This window comes from Moraxella sp. CTOTU48841, from assembly GCF_032061225.1.
GTDB classification, from domain to species: domain Bacteria; phylum Pseudomonadota; class Gammaproteobacteria; order Pseudomonadales; family Moraxellaceae; genus Faucicola; species Faucicola cinerea.
Map to the genome: position 1 here is coordinate 148,330 of NZ_DAMBFQ010000003.1, position 15,277 is coordinate 163,606.

Sequence of the window (15,277 nt, forward strand, 5' to 3'; positions counted from 1 at the left end):
AGTATGGATTTTGATTTTAATTTGATTCTTGTCCCTGCGACCTTGATTTTGGGCGCTATTTGGCTACTGGATAAATTGGTACTAAAGCAAAAGCAAAGCAAAGGATTGGAAAAATCGACTGCGCCGGTGCGATGGGCGTATGATTTTTTCCCGATTTTAGCGATTGTGCTCGTAGTACGCTCGTTTTTGATTGAGCCGTTTAATATTCCATCATCGTCGATGGTGCCAACCCTGTATACGGGTGACTTTATTGCGGTCAATAAATACGCGTATGGTATCCGCTTGCCACTGGTGAATACCAAAGTGCTTGATTTAGGCGCGCCACAGCATGGTGATGTGGTGGTATTTCGCTATCCTGAGAACCCAAAAATTTATTATATCAAGCGGGTGATTGGCGTGGGTGGTGATACGGTGAGCTTTAACAACGGGCAGTTAAGCGTCAATGGTAAAGCGATTGCGACCACGCCAGCAAACTTTACTCCCGACCCTAAGATGACAGCGCAGCTCTATCCGCCAGGTAAAACTGAGACTGGTGAGCTTGTGACGGCTGAGCAAGCAGCGCAACTGGGCAATCAAGAAGAACAGACAGCCCAGTATATGCAAGAATCACCCAGTAGCGATCATCAACATTTGGTGCGCTATTTGGGTGACAAAAATTGGTTTCAATATGCCAGCTTTTTGCAGCAAGCCTCACCTCAATTGATGGCAAGCCAAGGTCAACAATGGCAACTAACAGTGCCTAAAGGACACTATTTTGTGATGGGCGATAACCGTGATCGCAGTGCTGATGGTCGTTTTTGGGGGTTTGTACCTGATGAGAACCTAGCGGGTAAAGCCGTGTATGTGTGGACGCACAAAGCCAGTGGATTAAGTTTGCCCACTTTTAATCGCAATGGCGCAATACACTAACCGCTTGCTTTAAAAAATTGGATATCAAAGCCTTTGTTGTTGAGAATATTTAATTAATTAAAGCTTACATTAACCTATCTTGAGCGATGGTAAGAGGAGAATACGGCATGAACCTACCCAGTCATCAGCGCGGCGCCAGCGTCACGGGTATCGTGATTATGATTGTACTCATTGTCGTGTGTGCCAAAATCGGTTTAGCTATTATCCCTGCCCAAGTCGGTCACTACCAACTCAAAAAATCGTTGGCATTTGAACTCAAAAAGTCCAATGACAACAAAGAAACTGTTAAAGAGTTTTTAGGTAACGTCAATTCCCAATGGAATATCAACGGTGTCAGCCAAAAGGCAGAAGATGTCGTGGAAGTGGTGGATAATACGCCAGGTGCGATGTCAGTGAAATTGAAATACGATGAAGCAAACAACTTTTTTGGTAACGTCGATATCGTCAATCGCTTTGAAGATACCATTAGCGCAGAAGATGCCAAAGTCGCCAAGCAATAGTTATTGAACTTGTAGCCCCAATCTTAAGTAAGTGATAGCCATATGATGATTTCACTGGCGAATACTTTTCTAACAATTTGAAGCAGATGAATTTACCAATCACTATCCCTACCTTTAATCTCAAAAAACTACCGCCACAAGTGCGTCAATTAACCGCACTGTTTTATCAAATGGGTTATCAGTTTGATAATGTAAATTTACCCATAATGGCACTCATGCATCGCTCATTTGATAGCGAACACAATTACGAGCGATTAGAGTTCTTGGGAGATGCATTGCTCGGTGTGATCATCGCAGAAGCCTTATTTTTGCGCTATCCCGACTATAATGAAGGTCGGCTCAGTCGCTTACGTGCGTCGCTTGTGCGCGAAGAAACCTTGGTGATTATCGCAAAGCAGCTCAATTTGTCAGATTATTTGATTTTAGGGGTGGGCGAGCGTAAAGGCGGTGGTCGTCAGCGCGCCTCAATCTTGGCAGATAGCGTTGAAGCCTTGATTGGCGCTATTTATCTTGATAGCCAAAATTTTGATACGGTTAAAGCTTGTGTGCTGGCGTGGTTTGAAGATTTGTTTGAAAAAGTGAAAGAACAAAAAGTGCTAAAAGATGCCAAAAGCCGTTTACAAGAGCTGTTGCAAGCACACCAACTTGCACTGCCACGCTATGAAGTGATCGAAACCATTGGCAATGCCCCCAATCAAATTTTTGTGGTCAGCTGCCAAGTCGAAATTATTTTTGACAATAAAACCGCCAAACCCATAGCGCCAACCCAAGCGTCAGTCACAGCCCAAGGTGAAAGTCGCCGTATTGCCGAGCAGCGCTGTGCCGAAGCCATGCTGACTAAAATCAGTGATTTGCTACCTCCGCTGCGCTAATTTGCCAACCTGCTATACTGTCAACACCCAAATTTGATGAAATGCTTACTGAAATTTGCTCAAAACTCTTCTACAATAATTTGTACCCTTTAAACCAATGTTGAGATCCCACTTTATGTCTAACCAAACAGACGCTACCCAACAAACAACCACTGACCCAGCTGCCGACAATCCATCAGCGGACAACAACCATGATGTTATCAGTCAATTCTTTAGTGGGCAAAGTGAAGCAGCACCCGCGCGTGCGGTGGATTTTCGCACGGGATATGTAGCCATTGTCGGACGTCCAAACGTGGGTAAATCAACATTGATGAATCATGTGTTGGGTCAAAAATTGTCGATTACCTCGCGAAAACCCCAAACCACCCGCCATCGCATTATGGGGATTTTGACCAACGAGCAACTACAAGCGATTTTTGTTGACACCCCGGGTATCCATAGCCGCGAAGTGCGCGCTATCAATGAGCGTATGAATAAAGCCGCAACCTCGGCTTTGGCAGACGTTGATGCGGTATTGTTTGTGATTGATAGCCTAAAATGGGTGGAAGATGATGAGCTGGTGTTTGCCAAAGTGCAAAATTTGGGTGTCCCTGTGATTGCAGTGATTAATAAAAGCGACACCATTAAGGACGAAGCTCAGCTGTTCGCGCTACTACAAAAACTGCATGATACCCAAGTATTTAGCGATATCGTGCCGGTATCTGCATTACGGGCGCACAACTTAGATGAGCTAGTACGAGTCATCGGTAAGCATTTACCGATTGCAGCGCCCATCTATGATGCAGAGCAAGTCACTGACCGTTCAGAACGCTTTTTAGCCAGTGAAATCATTCGTGAGAAAGTGATGCGCGCATCGGGCGAGGAGATTCCTTACGATTTAACCGTACAAATCGACACCTTCAAGGATGAGCCCGCACATCAAGACCCAAAAACAGGCAAATGGCGTAAAGCTGTGACCTTCATCGATGCCACGATTTTTGTCGAGCGGCAGGGTCAAAAGGTGATTGTCATCGGTGATAAAGGCGAAAAAATCAAACAAATCGGCATCGAAGCGCGCCAAGACATGGAAAAAATGTTTGATAAAAAAGTGATGCTGACGCTGTGGGTCAAAGTCAAAAAAGGCTGGTCAGATGATGAGCGTGCGCTAACGAGCTTGGGCTACTAAGCAATAAGGCAAATAAGCTACTATGCGCAATCAACTGCTAACAGGTTATATTCTGCACCAAAAGCCATATGGTGAAAACCGTAGTTTGGTTTACCTGTTTAGTGAAGAATGGGGCGTAGTACATGGTATCGGTAAAAAAAACTTACCGCTATTTGTCCCCATACAATTTTTTGGCAATGGTAAAAACAGCCTAAAAACCTTCAGTCAAAGCCAGATTTTGCAAAATCACATTACCCTCACAGGACAAAGCCTGTATGCAGGCATGTATCTCAACGAGATTTTGCAAAAACTATTACCTGTTGAAGAGCCGTTTGCTGAGATATGGCAAGCATATCAGCAGTGCCTGGCAAACATGGCAACGCTGTTTGTCGACCCAGCGCAATCGCCACATGACATGACCCGTTTAAAGTGGTATTTAAGGCGCTTTGAAAATGTATTGTTTGAACAATTAGGCTATGGGTTCGATTTTGCTAAAGATGCGTTAGGGGATTTAATAGTCCCATCGCAGCGTTATCAATACCAGCTACAGCAAGGATTTATGCCTGTTTTACCCTTGGATAAACCCGACATAGCATTAACAGGTGAGCAGCTGCTAACTTGGTATCAATGTTTGCAAGATGAAGCTAGCTTTAACCAAATGATGCAACAAGATTTTGAGTTAGCCAAACAATTGGTCAATAGCATCAGTGCCATGCACCGCCATTTGATGGATAATTTACTCAATTATCAAACCTTGCAAAGCCGAGAACTTTGGCAGCAGCTTACCCAATATCAATAAGCTTACTCAGTATCAATCATAGACAAAATGGGGCATGTCATGACCAGCAATCAACCCTTACTCGGTGTCAATATCGACCACATTGCAACGTTGCGTCAAGCGCGCGGCGTGGCGTATCCCGACCCTGTGGCAGGTGCGTTAATATGTGAGCAGGCGGGGGCGGATGGCATCACGCTGCATTTACGTGAAGATCGTCGTCACATTCAAGATGATGATGTTTATCGGCTTGCCAAAGTCATAACCACTCGTATGAACCTTGAAATGGCGGTCACTGACGAGATGGTTGCGATAGCCTGTGATGTTAAGCCAGCATGGGTGTGCTTTGTGCCTGAAAAACGCCAAGAACTGACCACCGAAGGCGGGCTTGATGTGATTGGTAATCAGCACAAAATAGCCAGTGCGATTCAACAGTTACATCAGGTCGGGACCCAAGTATCACTATTCATTGACCCAGAGTTGGCACAAATTGATAAAAGCATTGCGTTAGGTGCAGATGCCATTGAACTACACACGGGCGCCTATGCTGACTATTGTTTGCAACATGACCAAGTTAAAATTAGCCATGAAATCAGCCGTATCAAAACAGCCGTGACTCATGCCCACGAGGCAAAAGCAAGTTTACTGGTCAATGCAGGGCACGGTCTTACCCGTGACAACGTTGCACCCATTGCTGATATTGGTGGCATCCATGAACTAAATATCGGTCATGCCATTATTGCAGACAGTGTGTTTATGGGACTTAGCGAAGCGGTGAGCGCAATGAGAAAAGCATTTACAGCAAAAGCCTAGCTATTAGGGGCAATTAAATTGTTCAACTGAGTAGGGCTTATATTTAATAATGCCTGTTTTACTAAAACTTACCTTTAGTCGATTATCGACCTTACCATCTAAAGGGCAGTATTGAATATTACCCATATAACCAATGGGTCTAGCATTTTCTGGCTTAAAAATAATATAGTTGTTATTCAGCGAGATATTTGCCGTCAGCACCCCCCAGGACAAATCTAACGTAAGCTGATGATTGAGTTTGTCTACCGCTGCCTCATAGCTGTTATTGTTATTTTTATCGATAAAGCTAATCAGCTGATGACCGCCAGTTGTCACGCAAGCCAAGCTATCGCTAGCCACACAGGCGATGACAGGGTTTTGATAAATTAGCGCCTCTTGTTTTGCGCTGCTTAAAAAATTCATTAAGCTTGAAGCGGTGCTTTTTGCTTCCATTTGCTTTAAGCTGTTGGTAATAGTAATCGAAGCCATCGCTACGATGATAGATAAAACAGCCACAACGACAACTGTTTCAATCAAAGTAAACCCCTGTCTTTTTATTGAGAACACGTTGGTTTTTGCATTATTCATTCTATTCATTCATTCTATTAAAGCTACCAGTTAAGTGATGATGGGATAACACAATAAACGACTTTAGTTCATTATTATATAGAGTTTAAAAGAATTAACAAACAAATATTGAACTATAAGGTAAGGCTGGTGGCTAAAAAGTGAATGAAAGCGACTAAACGACTGATGTTATCAGGGAATGGAATGTCTATTCTAGATAGTAAGGTTTTCACAGGCTAAGATGGGTTTAAATGTTCAAATACGTATTGTTACTGGTCTAAAACATTATTAAGAAAAAAATGTTGTGACTGTAACGTAAATGTCTCCTTTATTTAGTAAGTGAATGTCACTAGAATGTATCATTTAGTGAAAGTATGAATTTAAGATATGGTAAATTTAAATAGACTGTATTAAAATCCTTCTCAAGATAAGTATATAGTTTTGATGTGTAATGTCGAATCATTATAATAGTTGTTGAATTCTTAGTATCGAGCGTAATTAATAAGCTTAGCTACTAAAAAATAAAAATATAACATATTGTGATGTTCGTGTAATATTGTGTAGCAATGTAAAAAAAAGAGTTGTAAACACAATTTTTAGGCGTTAAGCTATATTTAACAAGTTCATAAATTGCATGTGTTTTGATGTGTTATTTTGTGAATTAACTTTCAGGTTATTTTAATTTAAAATGAGCCAATCCTTTGGAGGACTTCTATGAAGCTAAATAAAATCGCTCTAGCAGTTGTTGCTGCAGCTGTTATGCCAGTAGCCGCTAACGCAGGCGTTACTGTTACACCTTTGCTACTAGGTTATCATTATGTAGATGGTATCAGCAAAACTGAAGACAAACAAGGCGAGCAATTCGCTGGTACTCACCAAGATAACGACTTGTACACTGGTGCAGGTATTGGTATCGAATTGACACCTACTATCGCACTTGAATTAGAGTACGGTGAAACTGATTCTGACGCATTAAATGGCAACGGCGATAAAGTTAACGGACATGAGTTTGAACAAAAATCATACTCAGGTAACTTTACTATCGGTACTGAAACCTTTAGTGGCTACACTAACAGCCCATTCAAGCCATATGTGTTAATCGGTGCAGGTCAATCAAAAACCTCAATGGCATTTGATGATGGCAGCAAAGCCACTTCTAAAGACACAATTGGTAACTTAGGTCTTGGTGCTTACTACCGTATCAATGACGCATTAAGCTTACGTGGTGAAGGTCGTGCGGTTTATAACTTCGATAACGATTGGTGGGAAGGTCTAGCATTAGCAGGTCTTAACGTGGTTCTAGGTGGTCACTTGGCACCAGCAGCGCCAGTAGTTGAGCCTACACCTGTTGAGCCAATCGTTGTGACTGATGGTGATGACGACCAAGATGGCGTGTTAAATAGCGTTGACAAATGCCCAGGCACCCCATTAAACGTTGTTGTAGATGCTGATGGTTGCCCACGTGAAATCGCACTTGACGATGCGTTGCGTATGGAATTACGTGTATTCTTTGACAATGACAAGACTGTCATCAAAGATCAGTACAAACCAGAAATCCAAAAAGTTGCTGAAAAAATGAATGAATATCCAAATTCAACAGCTTCTATTGAAGGTCATGCTTCAAAAACTGGTCCATCTGCGCGCTATAACCAACGTTTGTCTGAAGCACGTGCAAATGCGGTTAAATCAATGTTAGTTAACCAATTTGGTGTTGCTCCACAACGTATTAGCACAGTGGGTTACGGTTATGACCGCCCAATCGCAGACAACAATACTGCTGAAGGTCGTGCAATGAACCGTCGTGTATATGCTATCATCACTGGTAACAAATCTGGCACAACTGTTCAAACTAAAGACATGAACGTACAATAATTAGCCATTAATTAAAAAAAGCTACCCTCGTTGGTAGCTTTTTTTATTTTTATTATCAGCTATAAACTCAACTTAGATAAATTTAATCTATTTTTAACGATAAGATGTTATACTACCGCGTGTTTTAATTTCCCTTCCTAGCCGAATTTTCAAGAGCTATTTTTTTATGTCAGATTCAATCAAAAATCTTCGCAATATTGCGATTATTGCCCACGTTGACCATGGTAAAACTACTCTAGTCGATAAACTGTTACAACAATCAGGTACTTTTGGTGAGCGTGCCGCAGAAGTTGAACGCGTCATGGACTCTAACGCATTAGAACAAGAGCGTGGTATTACCATTTTAGCCAAAAATACGGCGATCAAATGGACCAATCCTAAAGACGGCGTTGAATACCGTATTAACATCGTCGACACCCCTGGTCACGCCGACTTCGGTGGTGAAGTTGAACGGGTGATGTCGATGGTTGACTGTGTGTTGTTATTAGTTGATGCCGTTGATGGTCCTATGCCACAAACCCGTTTTGTGACCTCAAAAGCATTTGCCCGTGGCTTAAAGCCAATTGTGGTGATTAATAAAATTGACAAACCAAGCGCACGTCCAGACTGGGTCATGGATCAGGTGTTTGATTTGTTTGATAATTTGGGTGCGACAGATGAGCAGCTAGATTTTCCCATCGTTTATACCTCTGCCATGAATGGTATTGCAGGGTTATCGCCTGACGAGCTTGCAGAAGATATGCAGCCATTGTTTGAAACCATCGTTAATGTTGTTGAGCCACCACAGGTGGATACGGAAGGTCCATTCCGTATGCAGATTTCAAGTCTTGACTATGATAACTTCAAAGGTTTGATTGGTATCGGTCGTATTCAACGTGGGTCAGTTAAAACCAATACGCCTGTAACGATTGTTGATAAAGAAGGTAATAAACGTAACGGCCGTATCCTACAAATCATGGGTTACCATGGTCTCGACCGTATCGAAGTACCTATGGCACAGGCAGGTGATATCGTCTGTATCACGGGTATCGATGCGTTAAATATTTCTGATACTATTTGTGATCCACAAAACGTGGAAGCTTTACCAGCGCTAAGTGTCGATGAGCCAACCGTATCGATGACTTTCCAAGTGAACAACTCACCATTTGCGGGTAAAGAAGGTAAATTCGTGACGTCACGCAATATTCGTGAGCGCCTAGAACGTGAGTTAATTCATAACGTGGCACTTCGCGTAGAAGATACCGACAGTCCTGATAAATTTAAAGTCTCAGGTCGTGGGGAACTTCACTTATCTGTATTGATTGAGAATATGCGCCGTGAAGGTTTTGAGCTGGGTGTGTCACGTCCAGAAGTAATTGTTCGTGAAATCGAAGGCGAGAAACAAGAACCCTTTGAAAATGTGATTTTTGACGTTGAAGAACAGCACCAAGGCGCGGTAATGGAGCAAATGGGCTACCGTAAAGGCGAATTGACCAATATGGAAGTTGACGGCAAAGGTCGTATCCGTATTGAAGCGGTAGTACCGTCACGTGGTTTAATCGGTTTTCGCTCTGAGTTCTTAACCATTACCTCAGGTACCGGTATCATGACCTCAAGTTTCTCACATTATGGTCCTGTGAAAACAGGCGATGTGGCAAAACGCCAAAATGGGGTGTTGATTTCTATGGTGAATGGTACTGTATTGGGCTATGCACTATTTAACCTTCAAGAACGTGGTCGTATGTTTGTATCACCACAAACTGAAGTCTATGAAGGTATGATTGTCGGTCAAAACTCACGTAGCGATGACATGGTAGTCAATCCAACCAAAGCAAAACAGTTGACGAACGTGCGCGCCAGTGGTACCGATGATGCGATTATTTTAACGCCGCCAATCATTTTTACCCTTGAACAAGCGCTTGAATTTATTGAAGATGATGAGTTGGTTGAAGTGACACCAAAATCAATTCGTCTACGCAAAAAATACTTGACTGAAAATGAGCGTAAACGTAACGGTCGTAAATAATAGCAGAGCTAAGCTATAAAAATTTTGAAAAAGCCTAACATTTATTTACAAAAAGCTTGTACCTGTTACAAGCTTTTTTAATTTAATCTACACGCTTGCAAAGCAAAGGTTTAAAATTTTACACAATTCCTTATGATGATAAGGGCTTTTTAGTCAACGATTGTAGCAATTATTTTGAAAGTAGGAGAAGTTATATGAGTATGATGTCAGAATTTAAAGAGTTTGCCCTCAAAGGCAATGTGATGGATTTGGCAGTGGGTGTCATCATCGGCGGCGCATTTGGTAAAATCACCACGTCGTTGGTAGAAGATATTATTATGCCGATTATCTCTGCGATTATGGGCGGCAGAATCGACTTTACCAATATGTTTGTGGTGTTAGGTGATGTACCTGCAGGCACCGCCATGACGTATGATGCACTTAAAAAAGCGGGTGTGCCTGTGTTCGCTTATGGTAATTTTGTCACCATCTTAATCAACTTTATTATTTTGGCATTTATCATCTTTATGTTGGTGAAAGCTATGAACCGCCTACGCCGTCAAAGCGAAGCGCAAGAAGCGGCTGCACCAGAACCTTCAGAAGAAGTACTATTGCTACGTGAAATCAGCAGTAAATTAAGTAAATAACGGTTTGTACTCACGCTGATAGATTAAAATTTCAGCCCATGTTATTTATAAATGAAAAAAAGCCTCCATGATAACTGGGGGCTTTTTATTGATTGCTAATCAATCCACCTTTTTTATCTATACATATTTATCAGTTAACGACAGTAAGGCAAGTTATGACAAAGCAGGTAATCGTGCTTGGTGCAGGGGTGGCGGGTGTCACCACTGCTTGGCAGCTTCGACAAGCAGGGTTTGAGGTAACGGTAATCGAGCGTGAAAGTAGCGCTGCATTGTCAACATCGTTTGCCAATGGTGGGCAAATATCTGTGTCACATGCTACGCCTTGGGCAAACCCTGATACACCCTATAAAGCGCTAAAATGGTTATTTCGAGAAGATGCGCCATTGTTGTTTCGCTGGCGTCGGTTGTTGGGTTTGTCGGGCAACGCGGGACAAGATACAGCCCCTGATAGGGCGCTGTGGCGGTGGGGTTGGCAGTTTTTGCAGCAGTGCAATGCGAAAAGTGCCGATGCTAATTTGGTGCAGATGGTCAATTTAGGATTATACTCTCGGCAAGTACTGGGGGAGGTTAGGGTGCAAACAGGCATTGATTATGACTGTCTGAAACGCGGTATTATGCATTTTTATACCGATCATGCTGAGTTTCAAGCAGCGATAGCACCCACTAAGCGGATGCAGCAATTGGGTTGTGATCGGCAAGTGATTAGTGTGGATAAAGCGATAGAATTAGAGCCTGCGTTAACTGGTATTGGCAAAGAATTGGTTGGGGCGACTTATACGGCACTTGATGAATCAGGGGATGCCCAAAAATTCACCCATCGCTTGGCCGCACTTTGTCAACAGCAAGGGGTAACATTTTTATTTAATACTGCCATTAAACGACTTATTTATCATAATCAACACATTGACGGTGTGGAAGTAATGTCCGTTGACAGCAAAGATAATGCCGCTTTGCCAGCGCAGTCACAGATACTGTCCGCGGATGCTTATGTACTGGCGTTAGGGAGTTATAGTCCTGCCTTAGTCAAAGCATTGGGTATCAATTTACCCATCTATCCTGCCAAAGGCTATTCAGCCACGTACCCCGTGTTGCGACCCGATGAGACACCTTATGTGAGCTTGATTGATGATGAGTTTAAGCTGGTGTACTCGCGCTTAGGCGATCGCTTGCGAGTAGCAGGAACGGCTGAATTTAACGGTTTTAACCTTGAGCTAAATCCCGTTCGTTGCCAAGCGATTACGCGGCGGGTGAGAGAAGTGTTTGGGGATGCGGTAGATTTGACCCAGCCAAATTATTGGACAGGGCTGCGACCAATGACACCGTCAAATGTGCCGATTATCGGTCGCGCGGTCAATCGCCAAGGACGTATTGATAATTTATATCTCAACACCGGACATGGCACTTTGGGCTGGACGCACTCGAACGGCTCAGCAAAAGCGATGGCTGATATCATGCAAGGACGTCAGCCACAAGTAAATTTTAACTTTGTGGGCTTGCAGGATTAAGGGATTGGGTTGGAATACTGGCAGATTTTGGAAAGGTCACAGTAAAGGTCGAGCCTTTGCCAACTGTGGATGTGATATCCAAGGTGGCATGGTGCTGATACAAGACATGCTTGACAATTGCTAGCCCCAAACCGGTACCCCCTGTCTCACGGCTTCGACCCGTGTCCACGCGATAAAAACGCTCGGTTAAGCGCTGAATATGGCGCTGCTCGATACCAATGCCATTGTCGGTCACGCTAAAACATACCCCCGCGTCACACTCATGCCAGCTAATACTAATCTCACCACCTTTTGGGGTGTATTTCATGGCATTGGTAATCAGGTTACTGAGCGCACTTCGCAGATAATCTTCATAACCCAAAATATGTAACGTGCTGTCGATGTGCAAATGAATCATATGGTCGTATGACTTGTTATACATCTGCGCATCGTCAAACAATTGCATCAGCATTTTGGGAATATCAATGTCTTTGGGCTCAGCAGGTTTTTCATCGTTCTCTAGTCGAGATAATAACAGTAAGTCATTGATAATGTTATTCATGCGCTGACTTTGCTGCATCATCTGAGTAAACGCGCGAGCAATACGCGGATCTAACTCAGGCTGTTCACTCAAAGTCTCCACATACCCCATGATGACGGTAAGCGGCGTGCGCAGTTCATGCGAAACATTTGCCACAAAGTCTTTTCGCATCTGTTCTAAATGCTGAAAACGGGTGACATCATAAATCAGCAGTAATTTTTCTTGCCCAAATTTGGTAATCTTGCACTGCACATAGCGCTCGATATTAGACGGGCTATGGATACGCACACCATCGGGATAGTCTTCAATGTGGTGATAATATTGATGAAAAAGCGGGTTGCGAATAATGGTCAACACATTGCGACCTTGGTCGGGCGCTTTAAAATGAAAAAGCCGCTCGGCAGAGTTGTTCCACCATTCGATACAGTCGTTTTTGTCAATCAGAATAATCGAGTCTTGCAATGCGCTCAGCGAGTCGCGCACTTTTTGCACTAGCGAAACGGTTTGCTGATGCGCCAATTTCTCTTGGCGATTGACTTGGTAGATATTACTGGCGATAACATTAAGATTGGGCTCAAATGCAGGCGGCGGCTCATCGGGGTTTTTGTTATACCACGCTTTGAACCGTTGTATCGACCATAAAAAATATAGCTGATACAGGCAAAGCCCTATCGCCAGTCCCCAACCCCAAAACCCTAATAGCCCGCCAATCAGCAGCCCGGCAACCCCAGCTGTTACGACAGGTGAAATGCTCGCCCACATATTAATTTTTCTAGCATCCATTGAGAAAGTTTACTATAGCGAAGTTGGGATAAGTTGGCAAAAATTTCAATACGATTAATTAGGCTATTGTTAATCGATTTTATTAGAAAAACGATAGCCTGTGCCACGTACAGTTTGGATATAGTCCGCAAACCCAAATGGCTCAAGCACTTTACGCAGGCGGCGGATATGCACGTCAATGGTACGATCTTCGACATACACATTGCCACCCCAAACTTGATCGAGTAGCTGGGTACGGGTATAAGCCCGCTCGGGATGACTCATAAAAAAAGCAAGTAGCCGATACTCTGTCGGTCCGATATCCACCGCTTTGTTATTGGCACTCACGCGCTGACTGGCAGGGTCTAGCGACAAGCCGCCCACATCAATGGGTTTTTCGCCTGACAATGCGCTACTACGGCGCAATACCGCTTTGATACGGGAAACCAATTCACGGGTGGAAAACGGCTTGGTGATATAGTCATCTGCCCCAGCGTCAAGTCCTTGAACTTTGTTATCCTCTTCGCCTTTGGCAGTGAGCATGATGATAGGAATTTCAGAGAGCATTTCATCTTTTTTCAGGCGGCGGCATAAATCAATGCCTGATAGCCCATTGGGTAGCATCCAATCTAACAAGATGAGGTTGGGACGATGATCGACTACCAAATGATGGGCTTGAGAGACTTCTGAGGCTTGCAAACAATCAAATCCTGCCATCTCTAGTGTGGTCACGATCATTTCTCGAATGGCAGGCTCATCTTCCACTACCAAAATAGTTTCATTTTTCATAAATTTCTCAAGCGATAAAAATAGGCAACTGTTTGTCAAAATAATTTTATGACAACAATATTACAATGCCCATATTACAACTTCAGAATATGACAAAAAAATGACAACGATAAGCTTTTATGGCTTTTATTTGTGGTGTTGTAAAAAATTCGGTGTTTGACTCAGTTTTTGATATTTAACACAGGTCGCATCACAGTTCAAAAATAAAATTTATCGGACCATCATTGCAACTGCTGACTTGCATATCTGCGCCAAATTCGCCTGTTTGCACAGCCCCATATTGCGTCTTGGCATACGCTACTATCTGGGCAAACAAAGCTTTGGCAGTGTCGGGCGCCATCGCGGGCTTAAAATCAGGACGTCTACCCGATTGGGTATTGGCAAGGAGGGTAAACTGCGACACTAACAGTAAACCGCCATTAACCTCTTGCACATTTTTATCCATTTTGCCTAGTTCATTTTCAAATACGCGATAGGTTAGGATTTTATCAATCATTTTTTGCCCCATCGCAAGCGTATCATCATGCCCAAGGCCAAGGTAAACAAGTACGCCGTGTGCAATCTCGCCGACGATTTGTTGTGGGTGAGGCGCTTCGCCAACTTCTACTTTGGCAAATTTCACCCGTTGTAGTACTGCTTTCATGATTTTTCCTATCCGTCAGTTTGAGCGTAAGCGTCTTAACTTAACAGCTAGCTTGTCGCTTAACTCGTAGCCCAATGTTTAATATACCGTGATTCTAAGGGGGATTTTGATTATAATAAGCCAACTTTAAAATGCCAATCTCGAGTAACTTATGACCTTGTTTACGACGTTACAATCGCTTGTCCCACAACAAAAAATCAGTGAAATCGCAGGTCGCCTTGCCCAAAGCCGTCATCCGATGGTGAAAAAAACCTTTATTCGTACCTTTGCTTCGGTGTATGGCATCAAGCTAGAGGAATATGCGCGCGGTAGTTTTTCTCAGTATGACAGTTTTAATGATTTTTTTACCCGTGAGCTCAAAGATGGCGCGCGCAAGATTGATGATGACCCAGATGCGCTGATCTGTCCTGCAGATGGCATGATATCGCAATTGGGGCAAATCGATAAAGACCAAATCCTGCAAGCTAAAGGCAAATCGTATGAAGTTGGGCAATTGCTCGCGGATTATGAACTTGGCAAAGCCATGCAAGAGGGAAGTTTTGTCACCGTATATTTGGCACCGACTAATTATCACCGCGTGCATATGCCGTTTGACGGTACCTTGGTAGAGACCATCTATGTGCCAGGACAGCTATTCTCGGTCAATAACGAGACCGCTGAAAACATTACCGATTTGTTCGCCCGTAACGAGCGCTGCGTGTGTGTGTTTGATACCGAATTTGGTAAAGCTTGCGTTGTGCTAGTCGGGGCGATGATTGTGGCAGGGATTGAAACAGTGGCCACAGGAAAAATCAAACGTAGTGATCGCGTGCAGCGTCAAACCCATCACATGACATTGAAAAAAGGCGATGAACTTGGGCGGTTTTATTTGGGCTCAACGGCGATTGTGGTATTACCAAAATCAGCGGGCATGGCTTGGGGCGCAGGTCTTTATAATTCAGTGCCGGTGACAATGGGTCAACGTTTGGGTACTTTTTTGCAGTAAGCTGTCAAGGT

Annotated in this window: 15 protein-coding genes; 11 read left to right on the forward strand and 4 right to left on the reverse strand. The window is 43.4% G+C overall.

Translation table 11 applies throughout. The features are described from left to right. The first annotated feature begins 3 nt into the window (after nucleotides 1–3). The 6 genes from lepB (at nucleotide 4) to pdxJ (ending at nucleotide 5,013) form a co-directional block, all read left to right on the forward strand. Complete coding sequence (gene lepB / locus RT034_RS05150) at nucleotides 4–909, forward strand: signal peptidase I (protein WP_313014483.1); 906 nt, start codon at nucleotides 4–6, stop codon at nucleotides 907–909. A gap of 107 nt (nucleotides 910–1,016) precedes the next feature. Next, the gene (locus tag RT034_RS05155) at nucleotides 1,017–1,409 is read left to right on the forward strand and encodes a DUF4845 domain-containing protein (RefSeq protein ID WP_313014485.1); all 393 of its coding nucleotides are present in this window, start codon (nucleotides 1,017–1,019) and stop codon (nucleotides 1,407–1,409) included. Nucleotides 1,410–1,495: 86 nt separating this feature from the next. Then, the gene (rnc, locus tag RT034_RS05160) at nucleotides 1,496–2,281 is read left to right on the forward strand and encodes a ribonuclease III (RefSeq protein WP_313014486.1); all 786 of its coding nucleotides are present in this window, start codon (nucleotides 1,496–1,498) and stop codon (nucleotides 2,279–2,281) included. Nucleotides 2,282–2,396: 115 nt separating this feature from the next. Then, nucleotides 2,397–3,446, forward strand: a complete 1,050-nt coding sequence (gene era / locus RT034_RS05165) for a GTPase Era (protein ID WP_313014488.1) — start codon at nucleotides 2,397–2,399, stop codon at nucleotides 3,444–3,446. Between the two features lie 22 nt (nucleotides 3,447–3,468). Beyond that, the gene (recO, locus tag RT034_RS05170; protein ID WP_313014492.1) at nucleotides 3,469–4,224 is read left to right on the forward strand and encodes a DNA repair protein RecO; all 756 of its coding nucleotides are present in this window, start codon (nucleotides 3,469–3,471) and stop codon (nucleotides 4,222–4,224) included. Between the two features lie 39 nt (nucleotides 4,225–4,263). Continuing rightward, nucleotides 4,264–5,013, forward strand: coding sequence for a pyridoxine 5'-phosphate synthase (gene pdxJ, locus RT034_RS05175; RefSeq protein ID WP_313014496.1), 750 nt, complete (start codon nucleotides 4,264–4,266; stop codon nucleotides 5,011–5,013). Nucleotides 5,014–5,016: 3 nt separating this feature from the next. Here pdxJ and RT034_RS05180 read toward each other — a convergent pair whose 3' ends face one another. Further along, entirely contained in the window at nucleotides 5,017–5,580 is a 564-nt protein-coding gene (locus tag RT034_RS05180; protein WP_313014499.1) for a pilus assembly FimT family protein, read from the reverse strand. A 693-nt stretch (nucleotides 5,581–6,273) separates the two neighbouring features. Between RT034_RS05180 and RT034_RS05185 the strand changes: the two genes are divergently transcribed. The 4 genes from RT034_RS05185 to RT034_RS05200 all read left to right on the forward strand — a co-directional run bounded on the left by RT034_RS05185 (nucleotide 6,274) and on the right by RT034_RS05200 (nucleotide 11,567). Beyond that, nucleotides 6,274–7,431: an OmpA family protein gene (locus RT034_RS05185; protein ID WP_313014502.1), complete on the forward strand. Its 1,158-nt coding sequence runs from the start codon at nucleotides 6,274–6,276 to the stop codon at nucleotides 7,429–7,431. A gap of 166 nt (nucleotides 7,432–7,597) precedes the next feature. Next, complete coding sequence (gene typA / locus RT034_RS05190; RefSeq protein ID WP_188875403.1) at nucleotides 7,598–9,436, forward strand: translational GTPase TypA; 1,839 nt, start codon at nucleotides 7,598–7,600, stop codon at nucleotides 9,434–9,436. Nucleotides 9,437–9,630: 194 nt separating this feature from the next. Beyond that, complete coding sequence (mscL, locus tag RT034_RS05195) at nucleotides 9,631–10,062, forward strand: large conductance mechanosensitive channel protein MscL (protein ID WP_036595296.1); 432 nt, start codon at nucleotides 9,631–9,633, stop codon at nucleotides 10,060–10,062. A gap of 92 nt (nucleotides 10,063–10,154) precedes the next feature. Further along, nucleotides 10,155–11,567 carry a D-amino acid dehydrogenase gene (locus tag RT034_RS05200; RefSeq protein WP_313014512.1) on the forward strand — a complete coding sequence of 471 codons (1,413 nt, stop codon included), beginning with the start codon at nucleotides 10,155–10,157 and terminating at the stop codon, nucleotides 11,565–11,567. On the opposite strand, the gene phoR is transcribed toward RT034_RS05200, so the two are convergent. The 3 genes from phoR to dtd form a co-directional block, all read right to left on the reverse strand. Further along, on the reverse strand, nucleotides 11,542–12,849 hold the full coding sequence (phoR, locus tag RT034_RS05205; protein WP_313014514.1) for a phosphate regulon sensor histidine kinase PhoR: 1,308 nt from the start codon (nucleotides 12,847–12,849) through the stop codon (nucleotides 11,542–11,544). The two genes, RT034_RS05200 and phoR, sit on opposite strands and share 26 nt — an antisense overlap. Nucleotides 12,850–12,939: 90 nt before the next feature. Then, on the reverse strand, nucleotides 12,940–13,638 hold the full coding sequence (phoB, locus tag RT034_RS05210) for a phosphate regulon transcriptional regulator PhoB (RefSeq protein WP_007115106.1): 699 nt from the start codon (nucleotides 13,636–13,638) through the stop codon (nucleotides 12,940–12,942). Nucleotides 13,639–13,828: 190 nt separating this feature from the next. After that, nucleotides 13,829–14,281, reverse strand: coding sequence for a D-aminoacyl-tRNA deacylase (gene dtd, locus RT034_RS05215; RefSeq protein WP_313014518.1), 453 nt, complete (start codon nucleotides 14,279–14,281; stop codon nucleotides 13,829–13,831). A gap of 151 nt (nucleotides 14,282–14,432) precedes the next feature. Between dtd and asd the strand changes: the two genes are divergently transcribed. After that, nucleotides 14,433–15,266 carry an archaetidylserine decarboxylase gene (gene asd, locus RT034_RS05220; RefSeq protein ID WP_007115104.1) on the forward strand — a complete coding sequence of 278 codons (834 nt, stop codon included), beginning with the start codon at nucleotides 14,433–14,435 and terminating at the stop codon, nucleotides 15,264–15,266. The last annotated feature ends 11 nt before the right edge of the window (nucleotides 15,267–15,277 follow it).

Coding starts and splice junctions, on each gene's coding strand:
- lepB (WP_313014483.1), top strand. CDS start 4: ATGGATTTTGATTTTAATTTGATTCTTGTCCCTGCGACCTTGATTTTG.
- RT034_RS05155 (WP_313014485.1), top strand. CDS start 1,017: ATGAACCTACCCAGTCATCAGCGCGGCGCCAGCGTCACGGGTATCGTG.
- rnc (WP_313014486.1), top strand. CDS start 1,496: ATGAATTTACCAATCACTATCCCTACCTTTAATCTCAAAAAACTACCG.
- era (WP_313014488.1), top strand. CDS start 2,397: ATGTCTAACCAAACAGACGCTACCCAACAAACAACCACTGACCCAGCT.
- recO (WP_313014492.1), top strand. CDS start 3,469: ATGCGCAATCAACTGCTAACAGGTTATATTCTGCACCAAAAGCCATAT.
- pdxJ (WP_313014496.1), top strand. CDS start 4,264: ATGACCAGCAATCAACCCTTACTCGGTGTCAATATCGACCACATTGCA.
- RT034_RS05180 (WP_313014499.1), bottom strand. CDS start 5,580: ATGAATAATGCAAAAACCAACGTGTTCTCAATAAAAAGACAGGGGTTT.
- RT034_RS05185 (WP_313014502.1), top strand. CDS start 6,274: ATGAAGCTAAATAAAATCGCTCTAGCAGTTGTTGCTGCAGCTGTTATG.
- typA (WP_188875403.1), top strand. CDS start 7,598: ATGTCAGATTCAATCAAAAATCTTCGCAATATTGCGATTATTGCCCAC.
- mscL (WP_036595296.1), top strand. CDS start 9,631: ATGAGTATGATGTCAGAATTTAAAGAGTTTGCCCTCAAAGGCAATGTG.
- phoR (WP_313014514.1), bottom strand. CDS start 12,849: ATGTGGGCGAGCATTTCACCTGTCGTAACAGCTGGGGTTGCCGGGCTG.
- phoB (WP_007115106.1), bottom strand. CDS start 13,638: ATGAAAAATGAAACTATTTTGGTAGTGGAAGATGAGCCTGCCATTCGA.
- dtd (WP_313014518.1), bottom strand. CDS start 14,281: ATGAAAGCAGTACTACAACGGGTGAAATTTGCCAAAGTAGAAGTTGGC.
- asd (WP_007115104.1), top strand. CDS start 14,433: ATGACCTTGTTTACGACGTTACAATCGCTTGTCCCACAACAAAAAATC.